Consider the following 12,270-nt stretch of genomic DNA (forward strand, 5'->3'; position numbering starts at 1 on the left):
TTGTTACAGCCAGTGTAACACAGGAATATGTAGTGAATCTGTTTCAATGTTCGCCATCTGAAAGAAATGGCTTAATCTTTCCTCATAAATTGCTTGCTTGTCGAGAAGCGCTGTCATCTCTTCATGGAGTTGTTCTGCGGGGATCTGCTGGAGGAATCCTTTGCTGATCGGATCAAATAAATGGATGGGGAAAATCAACCTTGCATACAAGAGACGCCAACTAAAAACCGATAGTGGCCGAATGGATTGATAGTCATTTAGAAATGTAACAATATCTTGTTCATCCTTACTTTCAAGCATTAACTGACGAATATATTCAGCCAAATCTCTTGTTGGATGATCATATACCAAATCATTCATCCATAACACCGGATTCACTAAATTACCTGTATATCTCCGAAAAGCAATCGTACCTTGATCAGCATCATGGAATCGATAGTCCTTCTCACTCTCACCTATATATTGAATCGCATTCTCGCTGATCCCTATAATGTATGGCAACACATCCATCAGCAAGCGCGAATAATTTGATGAATGTTCCATGGCGTCTTGCTCAATTTTCGTTTCAAATACGGTTAATTTATCAATCCACAATTGCTTCCATCCGCCATAGCTGGAAATAGCCTGTGGTTCATAGCTATATGCAGCACCTATATGATGAAAATTGGCCAGAACCTCCCCATTTGGTAAATCATTTTCCTGCTGAGTATACTGAACCTGTAAAACGATATACTTCTTTTCTTGGTATGGGCTAAACCATTCACCATGAACGTTGGGAACTGGAATAGCAAGATGGTGATATCCATTTTCCACCAAGTAATAGGCAAGTGCCGCCTGCTCCATATAGATAATTTCCTTATTATCGGCAGAAATGGTAAAATAAACATATTCGCCCTGTCTATAGCCTTCCTTACCATCCAGCATCAATTTCTCTTCTGTTTGGATAGCGTAATGTGTAGTAAGTAATTCTCTCAAAGGCAACATTATCTCCCCCCATTGCTTTTATCATTAGTGTATGAGCAAATCAGGCGATTCTTAACTTAAATTCGAAAAGAAAAGGTGATTATAGTGGAGAAAAATACAAATAAAAGTGAATTAGAATTAAAAGCAAGACAATGGTTAACTGAGCGCGGCGTTCAAATAGAGGATATTGCGGAGCTTGTCTATTACTTGCAATCCAACTATCATGACAATTTAAGTATGGATGAATGCAGATACAATGTTGATCGTGTATTAACAAAAAGAGAAGTTCAAAATGCTATTTTAACAGGTATACAATTGGATGAATTAGCCGAGAAGAACATGCTGGAGCAACCACTACAGAAAACAATTGATACAGATGAGGGGTTATATGGCATTGATGAAGTAATTGCCTTGTCCATTGTGAATGTGTATGGATCCATTGGTTTTACGAATTATGGTTATATTGACAAACAAAAACCAGGAATATTAAAAAAGCTAAATGATAAATCGACAGGTGAGGTTCATACGTTTCTGGATGATATTGTAGGAGCTATAGCAGCATCAGCTTCAAGCAGACTCGCTCATAGTAATGTCGATGATGAGGATATCGATGATTAGAAACAAGTAGGAAGAGCTTCCCCGAGCTCTTCCTATATATTTTCAGTCCATTCCATTAGACGCTGCACATGATAGGTCGGCTTTTTTTCCAAATGAGGAAGTTCTTCATAGGGCGTTACCCCGGTAAAAACCATTAGTGTATCAATACCTGCATGAATCCCGGCAAGAATATCCGTATGATAATTATCCCCAACCATTAAGGTATCTCGCCTTGGGAGGTTTAATATCTGCAATGCCTGTTCCATGATGACTGCTTCCGGCTTTCCGATAAAAATCGGCGTCCTTCCTGTACTCACCGTAATCACAGAGGTCAGTGCACCATTTCCCGGCAAAAGCCCACGCTCTGTCGGAATAGAAACATCGCTGTTTGTAGAAATAAATGTAGCGCCATTTCGAATAGCTAAGCAGGCCTTTGCAAATTTTTCATAAGTGACATGTCGATCAATGCCAACGACAACAAAATCACAATCCTCCTCCGTAATGGTAAGACCTTGTTCCTGCAACGCTTGATGAATACCCTCTTCCCCAATGACATATACCCGTGCATTCGCTTTTTTCTGTTTAATATACGTGGCTGTTGCCAAACTTGTCGTAACCACATTGTCAGGGGTCGACCTAATGCCCATCGCATTTAGCTTATCCGAAACATCTTCTTGCGTTTTCGACGAATTATTAGTTAAAAATAAATAGGGAATACCATCATCATGCAAAGCATCGACAAAATCAGCAGCTCCTTCAATAGGATCAGTCCCTTGATACATTGTTCCATCCAAATCAATCAAATAACCTTTATATCGTTTCACCTTATACCCTCATTTCACTGCGACTTTAGAAAACTAGGCTTAAAGGGATTCTTATGAAAGCGTTCTGTGCAGTTTTAGAAACCCTTATGCTTTGGAATGCATGCTCCTTACGCAAAAGCCTTAGTTGCACTTATACAATGAGGCTGGGACAAAAGTATTTTTAACAAATAAAATCCGAACATACATCGCTTCGGAAATATACTTCGCGCACCTTAGGGCGGCTGGTGAGCCCCTTGTGCTCGTCGTGTTGCAAGCGACTTCGAGGAGCAGCACTCCTCGCAAAAAAGATTGCTATCGCACTTCGGTGTCTCACCTATGCCTTTTCTCCCGCTGGAGTCTCCGCATATTTCCTACGCTAAGCTTGATAATGTTCGTCTTTTTAATGAAACACGTTTGTTTTGTCCCAACCTCAACTGCCATTTGTAAATGCGTTCGCAACTCCTAGTTCATTATCTACATATGTTCTTATATGGGTGCTATACATTTCAAAAATAGTTTGATTTCCAATCATCGTTTCTTTTAATTTGTTATGATCGATGCTCATGTAGTCATGTACAATCATTTTGCGCAGTCGAATCATCGCCTTGTAGGCCTCCTCCTCATCCTTCGGTAGCACCTTCTCATCGATTAAAATAGTAATGATATCTTCATATCCACCCGGATCACGCATAATAAATCCATCAATCATCATATTCCCTACATCAAGTGTAGATTCAATGAAAACATGAACCATTCTTTCCAAACTTAATTTTTCCAGGAAAGAATCATAGGTATGCTTGTTTATTTCCTGTATTATTTCATCCATATATACAAGCTTTTGCTCCATTTTACTTCGATCAACAAAATACATTGGTAAACCTCCGATCATTATTACTACCTCTTTAGCATACCATATTATGAATAGATAATAGAAGAAACCTGATATGGTTAGTGAAATAAAAACGAAGCAATACATTATATGATTTATAAAACGGTCGTCATGAATGCTTCTTGACGACCGTTTCTCCGCTCATTACCTGTTTACTATGGTACTATCGTTTTGGTGTAGCACGACACGCTTACTTGTCGACTGCCCTCATTCGAATTTGATCCAGTTTCACTACTCCTCCTCAAATTCCAAGTTATATTCTTCTACCAGTTCTCCCAGTTTCTGTTCTACTTCCATTCCTATTTCATCGGACTCATCAAGTTTCTCGTCTGATTGTGCAATAAGTTCATCTACCTCTTGGTCACTCTCATTATTTGCCATTTTTTCTAATGCTTCGAATCTCAAATCAAAAGCCTCTTCCCATATACTCATTTCTTCTGCCCTCATATCATGATATTCCTTCACATCATCTGTTTCCGGTTCCTGATCGTCTATGTATTCTCCTATTTCACTAACCATTGGCATAACTTCATTTTCTTGCATCTCTATCATTTCTTCCATAGTTTGAGCTTCTAATGATTCCTGAAACTTTTGATCAACCTCTTCAGTCTTGTTCACCACGTTTTCAACATAACCATTTTGGTAATCGACCAGTTCGTCTCCTTCTGCAGAGCTACATGCTGTAAAAAGACCTATCAATACGAATCCTATAGGTAAAAGCAATTTCTTCATTTTCTAATATCCCCTTTTCAGTTTTCTTAATTAATTCCAATGTATGGGTCTTGTTTCTACATCAAACTTCTATTCATTTCAAACTTACACTCCCTTCTTCTTGTACGGTAATGATTTATATGAATATTCATGCATTGGCTGAACTATTCCTTTACCAAGCTTGACTACATCTATCCATTTCACAATGCACAAATATGATTATATGAATTACATCATGTCAATAAACATGGAATGAACGAGTAAAAAAACAAAACATATATTTATCTCTTTTGGTGAAAAATAAGCATAGAAAGGATGATCCCATGAAAAAAAAGCCCAAAAAAGATTACTCTGATTTTTCCAATGTAGACAGTATGAGAAACGTGTTAATACCGGAAGAATATCCGGAAGGTGCATTTGGATCAGCTGTTAATAAAGATGAACAAGTCGAAAGTAAATCAACTCCATGGAAAGAAGGGCAAAAGCGCGATAGTGCCTTTGTCTTTCCTGACAAGAAATTGCATAACGACCTCCCCAGACAAACCCCGGGTGCACATCCTATCCACGATGAGCCGGGCAACCCCAAAGAGAGTGAGTAGTAGTTCCTAATCAGAACTACTGCCCCTTCTATTTATCCACCTTTTTTAAAACAAAATAGGCACAGCCGAAGTTACAGTACTCATACAAATAATCGTCCAGGGCAGCTATTTTCATATCAGCAGGTGCTTTTTTATTGTAATCATCATAAAAGCCCTTAAGCCTCAATTGTTCGTAACCCCAATCACCTACAATATAGTCGTATTTGGACAAGATATCTGAATAACGCTCTTTAAAAGCCTCTTCTTCAAATCCCTTTTTTATGTTCTCCATAATTTCGTAATGATTTCCGTGCAATTCAATCAAAGCTACTCACCTCGTTTAAGCTATCTATAGTTTATCATAATTCACATGCGGGCGACTAGAAATAATTTCATGCATGAATTAGCGTATCTGTACAGACACTATGAAGGAAAATTAACCAATCTACCTGGAGGAGGGACATAATGTATCCGAAACTTTTTATACCAATTGTTCTAATTGCACTTTTTGCATTAACTGGCTGCGGAAGTACCGACAATGCCGGAGATGATCCAAATGATGCTGAACCTTTAAATCCAACTAGAGAACAGCAACAAGCACCTGTAGATGAAGAATTAGACGAAAAGCTGGGCTACGTTCGTTATACGAATGATCAAGTAGATAATGACCAGGAAGGAAACCGTAATATAACCATAGACCGTAACGAAATGGCCAATATGATTACACGTGTTATTTTACGAAACGATGGCTTTGAGGAAGTAGCAACGCTTGTTACAGATGGAGAAGTTCTCATTGCTTATGAAAAAGAGCAAGATATGGATGGTGCTACCGCAGCGGACATTGCGAAGAAAACAGCAATGTCAATCATGCCGAGATTTTTTGAAATATATGTTTCAGAAAACGAAGTATTAATGGAAGATATAGAAAGTCTGTCGAATTCAACCACTGAAAACCGGAATTACGATAACACCATTGATCGCATTATTGAAGAAATGAAAAAATCACCACAAGGAAATGAATAAACCAATAGGCGGACCGAACAGGGGGTGAAATATATTGTTCTACAAACAAATGCTCATCGGTTTAATTCTAATAACGACTATTTTCACGTACGCCGGGACTGTCTATGCGGATGAAGATATTTATGATAAGCGGATGGCACTTTTTAAAAAAACAGAAGCATTAACACAAATTCCATGGTATTACTTGGCAGCCATTGATAATTTTGAACGAAACATCAAGGAAGACCCCGATGATGAACAGGTCATTTCCATAGATATCCCACCAGAAATTTGGTTTGGAATTGGAAATAGTTCGATGATAAAAGATGAACGGATCATTGAATTTTTTAGCGGGAAAGGGAAAGACGGAAATGGCGATGGTAAAGCGGACCCGGAAAACGCGGAAGATGTATTGTACACGATGGCTAATATCCTGCTTGAATACGGACAGGTAGAAGACGATATAAAGATCGCACTGTGGAATTACTACAAACGAGATCTCACCGTACAAACCATTATGAACACTTCCAAAGTATTTAGACAGTTTCAAGAAATCAACTTAACCGACCGAGACTTTCCTGTTTCCACCCAATATAATTACAGCTACAATAGCACATGGGGAGACAAGCGCGGATTTGGCGGTTTACGGATCCATGAAGGAACGGATATATTCGCTGACTACGGAACGCCGGTAAAATCTACAACCTATGGAGTTGTTGAAATGATGGGATGGAATTTATACGGCGGCTGGCGCATCGGCATACGTGATATTTTTAACGTCTACCATTATTACGCGCATATGAGCGGATATAGCGATGACTTAGAAGTAGGCCAAGTCGTACAGCCTGGAGATGAACTAGGAAGCGTTGGTTCTACCGGTTATGGTCCACCCGGAACTTCCGGAAAATTCCCTCCACATCTGCATTATGGGATGTATCAAGATAACGGAGATCGTGAATGGTCATTTGACCCTTATCCTTTCTTGAAGAGATGGGAACGAATGATAAACGAATGAAGAAGCCTCTACCCACACGGTAGAAGCTTTTTTCTTCTCTTGTACGTTAGAAAAGGTTAAGAAGTAACATCAAATTCTAAGGGTAATGCAGTACTACGCCTTCTTCACTTTTGATTTCGTTATAAAACCAACGAATATGCCTACACCAATAATGACAAAGAATGTAACGAGCAGGGCTAATAATATTTGATTAGTGAAACCGATAATCAGATAACCAACACTTGCAGCGACTGCGGCTATAATAGCATATGGTACTTGGGTTACAACATGATCAATATGATTCGCACCTGCTCCGGTTGACGAGAGAATCGTTGTATCAGAAATTGGGGTACAGTGATCACCGAATACAGAGCCAGCCAATACTGCAGCTAATGTGGGAAGAAGCATATGGATATCCGCAATAACCGTTACTTCAGCAGCAATTGGTAACATAATCCCAAATGTTCCCCAAGAGGTCCCTGTAGCAACTGCCATAACCCCCGCAATGATGAAAAACAGGAATGGCAGCATAGACGCACTGATTGAAGCGTCACTAACCAACTGCGCTAAATACTCCCCAGTCTCCAGGGTCCCGATAATAGAACCGATCATCCATGCCAATACTAATATATAAATTGCCGGCAACATTGTTTTTATACCTTCGCTACATATTTTAATTATATGTGCTCTGGGTTTCTGTTGCTGGAAGTGAAATACGAAAGAAGTTAATACGGCTATTAACCCACCGCTGAATAAGGATAGATTCACATCTGTATTAGCAAACATAGTTAGTATTGTAACATCGCCTTCGCTCGCATTTGCTCCTGTTATGAGCATGGACACAACCGTTGCTGCAATAAGCACACCAATAGGTACTAATAAATGGTATACTTTCCCCCCTTTATGCGAGTCTAACGTATTCCCTAAATCACCAGGTACATGATGCTGCTTAGGATCAAGGAGCTCTCCTTTTTCAACAGCTCGCTCCTCATGTGATCGCATTGCTCCGATATCCATTTTAAAATAAGCTACCAAAAAAACAAGGAGAATAGCAGCCAGCGCGTACAAATTTAAGGGAATCATTTGAATAAATGCAGTTATTGGTTGAATATCTGTAACACCATTAACGGCAAATAGACCTCCAAGAATACCAATAATATAAGCACCCCAGCTTGAAATTGGTGAAAGTACAGTTACCGGAGCCGACGTTGAATCAATAAAATACGCAAGTTTCGCCCTAGAAATCTTATGACGATCTGTTAATGGTCTAGCAATTTGACCGACAGCCAGACTGTTAAAATAATCATCTATAAAAATTATCAAACCAAGAATTGGAGTTACAATCTGAGCTCCGGTTCTCGTCTTCACATGCTTGACCATCCATTCACCAAACGCTCTACTTCCCCCCGATGCTTGCAGGAAGGCCGTCATAATACCGAGTAATAACAGGAAACTAATAAGTAAGATATTTCCCGTGTTCCATGCTCCATCCAAGACAAATATTTCATAAAACACCACACCTATTTCTTTTAGGCTGCTTCCGATCGCAAAATGATGAATAAATAATGCGCCAATCAGAATCCCTAGACCTAATGAAATTAATACTTTTCTCGTTAACAAAACAAGAACGAGCATAACAACAGGCGGAATAATTGAATAAATAGTCCCTTCCATTACGCTTACCTCCAATAATTTTTATGATTATGCATGGAGATAAAGTCACGCAGAGCATTGTGCTTCTTAAAAAAAGCCATAAAAAAGACAATGATAGAAAATAACCTACCATTGTCCTGCAATATACGTTATCCTCCATTTCGATCGATAGTTCTCCATGCAGATGATATTCAAACATGACAGTACATCCCTTATTCAAAGATATACCAGCAATAATAAGATTGACGCTTATTATGCTTCGGCAAACAATCCTTTCGTCAACAATCACAGTTGTCATTCTCCTGTTGACTACTTCTATTATTTGCACCTCTACCTCACCGATCTGAGGTTCATTATGAAATTTGTAATTATATTATACTAAACTTTTATTCATCCTGCAATTCATCTTTTGGTACCGCGATCGACGGGCCATCACCATCTCCTCCATAGAATTCCGGAACATCTCCAATAATAGTCCCCGAGTCGATATGAATTCTTGTACTTACCTCTTTCACCTCGGTTATAAAAGGGATAACAATTTGCACGTCTGCTTCGACCATTAAATAAAGATTAACCAACGCACCATTAATACCGAATGGCTCTATTTCATGAATGACATCGGTTCTAACACTTCCCACAAGATCAAGATTAACGGGAACTGTCGGACCTAAATTGGCAAGAATGGTATTACCGGTCGCTTGCCCGATGGGAATATCTACTACAGTTGGATCCAGTTCAACATAGGTAGATTCTTCATCTTCATCAAGTGGTTCTTCCAGTGGATTGTCAAACGTAAGTGGCTCTCCTCTATTCATCCTGTAAAAAAATTCTTCCACACGATCCGTTGATACCCGGTTTATTTCATTTATAACGTTGGAGTTCCAGCCATATATTGTTACGTTTCCTTCATTATCCGTGTTAATTTCGGCAACTTCCTCAAAATCATAATCCTCCGAAAATCGAACAGCAGAATTGATAGCACGTGTTGCAAATTCTTCTGTTTTTGTATCTGCTATTTCCATTAATGCTGGTGTAATTCCCCTATTAATAAACCATATGCTCAAGCTTACAACGAAAACGAAGACAATCATTGTAATAACAAGTAAATTTTTACCTGGAGGTGGTGTTCTATTTTTACGAAATCCCATCCGATGCCTCAACATAAAAACCCCCTTAAAACAAACTTATGCTTGTTTTTAAAGGGTTAGAATTTAAAATATTTTTTAAGCAAAAATGCCTCCCACAACCAGAGAGGCACCATCTATCTATGATATTTTAACCAAAGCATCCTTCCCCGTCATGCCTTCTTCCCATCCATATATCTCTTTTGAAGCATCTGTAATTTTTGCCAGTGGAGCATTTAGTAATTCGTCAATGGTACGTACACCTTCCGCTCGACCAGCGATCACCTCACGCTTTCTCAATTTTTCATTTTCATTAAAGAAATCCACATCCAAGGCCGCACACATAATATACCCTACATCATTCGAAATCATTAATAAATTTGTCTTCGGCAGTTCTACCCGGACAGCTGTAAAAATAATCCCCTCTACTTCTAACGGATTTACTGTAATCATTTAAATGAGATGCCTCCTTCGTGATAACACTATAAGTGTATGCACAGGTAACCCAAAGTGTCACGATTCATCTCCAAACTTATCTCGCAACGTATCAGCCAATAAATCACGCAAAAATTCAGGTAAAAAATAGCGCTTTGTTTCCGATTTAGCTATCTCAGGCAGCAAACGCCCAAAGGTGAATGTATCTGCGGTTGCAACCGAGTAGATATGGTCGGATTCCAACGGATAACCTTGAAACGTCACGTCTCGAACATACTCTTCCCCAGTCTCACGCATATCCGTTTCCACCTGTAACCCGGCGAATAACATTCGTCCAAGAACTTCGCCGCGGAAGCCAAACCCTTTTAACTTCAATTCCATGAAATCCTTTGTGAAGGCCGCGCGAATCACCTCCAGTAATTCATCTCCTGTAAGCTCAACGACCACTGGATTGATGGGATGTGGACAAATACGATGAATATCCTTGTACGTAACATCACCTGCAGGAAGTTGATCCAATAGCAATCCTGAATTTAACATAGCACAATCCGCTTTCGTCCAGTCTTTCACCGTATTTGTGAGTTCCTGCATAATTCTCGTATCCGTAAACCATCTTATTTCTATCGGAGATGTAATGTGAACAATCTTCTTCTCTAAAATCTCGTCTGCACGTTCCTCAAGTTCGTATAAATTTTGCTCGGTTTGCATATCTTTGGCAATATGGGTAATGTCTGTCGTATATGCTTCCTTTTTAACAAGTTCTTGACGCGTATGATCCCATGTTAACATAACCTCTCCGACAAAGGCGCAGTGCTTACCAGCAGCTGTTATCACCGTATTATTGATGTGTTCTCCGGTGCGCAACAAATGATGGGTATGTCCACCAATAATGACATCAATGGCTTTAAACCTGCGAGCAATCTCCTGATCCTCGTTAAGCCCTAAATGGGACAACAAAATAATAATATCTGTTGTCTGTTTGAGCTGATTCACATACTTTTCCAGTGTTTTATATGGAGGAGCTACATGCCAGTTAAGCAACTCATAAAAAGCATTAAACGGGGCTGTTAACCCAATCACGCCTACTTTCACTCCACCAACGGAATGGATGTTTACCGTTGGCTGAAGCCAGTCAGGTTCATCATTATTCATACTGTGTAAATTTGCACATACCACTTGGAATGTAGCATCATCATATAAATGAAAAAGCTCATCATGTCCTAATGTAATTCCTTCATTATTGCCGAGCGTTACTAAATCATAGCCAACATCATTCATTAAAGCGACATTCGCCCTTCCCATAAAGGCTTCTGCAATTGGATGAACACGATCAACATGATCCCCAATATCAATTAACCAGCAGGATTCATTTGTTTCTGCCCTACTTGCCTTTGCCTCTTTTAAAAAGCTAGCAACACGCGGCCACTGGTCAAAATTACTATGTAAATCATTGGTATAATAGAAATAGAGTTTCTCCTGCATATGTCATGCTCCTCAACCTAGACCTTGAAAAATCATTCGTACTCCGATAAAAATCAATAAAATACGTAATATCCATACAAGCGCCTGTCCTGTCAGTTTTTGATTTACAATCACACCAAGTTTAGCCCCAATCCATGCACCAGGAATAAAAAGGAAAACATATTCCCAGGCAATGTGACCAAGCGCAATATGTGTACTGGCACCTATAATACTTACAAATAGAATCATAAACATGGAAATCCCTGTCGCAATATGTATTGGTATTCCAAATAGTAATATCATAGCAGGCACCATAATTGCTCCGCCACCAATTCCAAATAACCCTGATAATGTACCAACAAATAACGATATGAAGAAAGCAAGCCAGATAGAGACACTGTATATGGAAGTTACGCCATTCACATGAAATTCTCTTTTCATTTGTCCCTTAATCGCAACAGATTGTTCCCTTGGCTTCGGTTTTACAAAAAACAAGAAGGACATCAGAATCATAACCAAACCGAAATAGAGTAAAAAATTATCCGTATTAAAAAATTGATTTAACCAAGATCCCAATATACTACCTGGAATACTACCTGATAAAAATAACAAACCGGTTTTATAATCTAACCGCCCTATTTTATGATAAGCAATCGTTGATGATAATCCTGTAAAAATCATGGTCACCAGCGAGATACCTACAATAGTTTGGGGTGTTGCCCACGCAAAGGAATCCATTATACTACTAAAAAATAATAAACTGGGTATGAGGATCATTCCTCCACCAAGCCCCATTAAACTGCCTAAAAAGGCAGTCAGTACGCCGATCAAAATACATATGATAAAAACCAATAGTCAACCCTTCCATCTTTCATATACTTCCTACCCTATATTAGCATTGATTATTTATAATTCCTATTCAGAAACATTTTACTTTGTTTAAAAAACAAAATAGCCCTCAACGTAAGACTATTTATTTATAAAAATAGACAATTAAAGCTCTGCATTACAAATACGGCTAGTCCACCATGACACATAGCCAACTCTCCCCTTGTACTCA

14 protein-coding genes and 1 riboswitch are annotated in these 12,270 nt (G+C 39.0%); of the genes, 4 read left to right on the forward strand and 10 right to left on the reverse strand.

Annotated features, from left to right (window positions below):
* Positions 1-3: 3 nt before the first annotated feature.
* Positions 4-981, reverse strand: coding sequence for a YutH/CotS family kinase-like spore coat protein (locus tag KFZ56_RS13205; protein ID WP_255585139.1), 978 nt, complete (start codon positions 979-981; stop codon positions 4-6).
* Positions 982-1,068: 87 nt separating this feature from the next.
* Between KFZ56_RS13205 and KFZ56_RS13210 the strand changes: the two genes are divergently transcribed.
* A complete protein-coding gene (locus KFZ56_RS13210) occupies positions 1,069-1,581 on the forward strand; it encodes a phosphatidylglycerophosphatase A family protein (RefSeq protein ID WP_222642380.1) in 513 nt (170 codons plus the stop codon).
* A gap of 32 nt (positions 1,582-1,613) precedes the next feature.
* On the opposite strand, the gene nucF is transcribed toward KFZ56_RS13210, so the two are convergent.
* The 3 genes from nucF to KFZ56_RS13225 all read right to left on the reverse strand — a co-directional run bounded on the left by nucF (position 1,614) and on the right by KFZ56_RS13225 (position 3,984).
* On the reverse strand, positions 1,614-2,384 hold the full coding sequence (nucF, locus tag KFZ56_RS13215; RefSeq protein WP_222642381.1) for a 5' nucleotidase NucF: 771 nt from the start codon (positions 2,382-2,384) through the stop codon (positions 1,614-1,616).
* 409 nt (positions 2,385-2,793) lie between these two features.
* Positions 2,794-3,234, reverse strand: coding sequence for a DUF86 domain-containing protein (locus tag KFZ56_RS13220; protein WP_222643988.1), 441 nt, complete (start codon positions 3,232-3,234; stop codon positions 2,794-2,796).
* Between the two features lie 249 nt (positions 3,235-3,483).
* Positions 3,484-3,984: a hypothetical protein gene (locus tag KFZ56_RS13225; protein ID WP_222642382.1), complete on the reverse strand. Its 501-nt coding sequence runs from the start codon at positions 3,982-3,984 to the stop codon at positions 3,484-3,486.
* A 302-nt stretch (positions 3,985-4,286) separates the two neighbouring features.
* Here KFZ56_RS13225 and KFZ56_RS13230 point away from each other — a divergent pair, with 302 nt between their 5' ends.
* On the forward strand, positions 4,287-4,562 hold the full coding sequence (locus KFZ56_RS13230) for a hypothetical protein (protein WP_222642383.1): 276 nt from the start codon (positions 4,287-4,289) through the stop codon (positions 4,560-4,562).
* Positions 4,563-4,590: 28 nt separating this feature from the next.
* On the opposite strand, the gene KFZ56_RS13235 is transcribed toward KFZ56_RS13230, so the two are convergent.
* Positions 4,591-4,866 (reverse strand): YutD family protein, encoded by a 276-nt coding sequence (locus KFZ56_RS13235; protein WP_222642384.1) that lies wholly within the window; start codon positions 4,864-4,866, stop codon positions 4,591-4,593.
* A gap of 140 nt (positions 4,867-5,006) precedes the next feature.
* Here KFZ56_RS13235 and KFZ56_RS13240 point away from each other — a divergent pair, with 140 nt between their 5' ends.
* Both KFZ56_RS13240 and KFZ56_RS13245 read left to right on the forward strand, forming a co-directional pair.
* On the forward strand, positions 5,007-5,564 hold the full coding sequence (locus KFZ56_RS13240) for a YhcN/YlaJ family sporulation lipoprotein (protein ID WP_222642385.1): 558 nt from the start codon (positions 5,007-5,009) through the stop codon (positions 5,562-5,564).
* A 49-nt stretch (positions 5,565-5,613) separates the two neighbouring features.
* Positions 5,614-6,558: a M23 family metallopeptidase gene (locus KFZ56_RS13245; RefSeq protein WP_222643989.1), complete on the forward strand. Its 945-nt coding sequence runs from the start codon at positions 5,614-5,616 to the stop codon at positions 6,556-6,558.
* A gap of 93 nt (positions 6,559-6,651) precedes the next feature.
* Here the strand turns inward: KFZ56_RS13245 and KFZ56_RS13250 are convergent, their stop codons facing one another.
* From KFZ56_RS13250 to KFZ56_RS13270, 5 genes are all read right to left on the reverse strand, one after another.
* Positions 6,652-8,211, reverse strand: coding sequence for a Na+/H+ antiporter NhaC family protein (locus KFZ56_RS13250; protein WP_222642386.1), 1,560 nt, complete (start codon positions 8,209-8,211; stop codon positions 6,652-6,654).
* Between the two features lie 140 nt (positions 8,212-8,351).
* A riboswitch (Lysine riboswitch) is annotated at positions 8,352-8,531 on the reverse strand.
* Positions 8,532-8,576: 45 nt separating this feature from the next.
* Positions 8,577-9,353: a sporulation protein YunB gene (gene yunB, locus KFZ56_RS13255; protein WP_222642387.1), complete on the reverse strand. Its 777-nt coding sequence runs from the start codon at positions 9,351-9,353 to the stop codon at positions 8,577-8,579.
* Between the two features lie 102 nt (positions 9,354-9,455).
* On the reverse strand, positions 9,456-9,767 hold the full coding sequence (locus KFZ56_RS13260; protein ID WP_222642388.1) for a YunC family protein: 312 nt from the start codon (positions 9,765-9,767) through the stop codon (positions 9,456-9,458).
* A gap of 60 nt (positions 9,768-9,827) precedes the next feature.
* Positions 9,828-11,231 (reverse strand): bifunctional metallophosphatase/5'-nucleotidase, encoded by a 1,404-nt coding sequence (locus tag KFZ56_RS13265; RefSeq protein ID WP_222642389.1) that lies wholly within the window; start codon positions 11,229-11,231, stop codon positions 9,828-9,830.
* A 12-nt stretch (positions 11,232-11,243) separates the two neighbouring features.
* On the reverse strand, positions 11,244-12,062 hold the full coding sequence (locus KFZ56_RS13270; RefSeq protein WP_222642390.1) for a sulfite exporter TauE/SafE family protein: 819 nt from the start codon (positions 12,060-12,062) through the stop codon (positions 11,244-11,246).
* Positions 12,063-12,270 lie beyond the last annotated feature (208 nt).

It is taken from the genome of Virgibacillus sp. NKC19-3 (assembly GCF_019837165.1).
In the GTDB taxonomy this organism is placed as follows: Bacteria; Bacillota; Bacilli; order Bacillales; family Amphibacillaceae; genus Virgibacillus_L; species Virgibacillus_L saliphilus.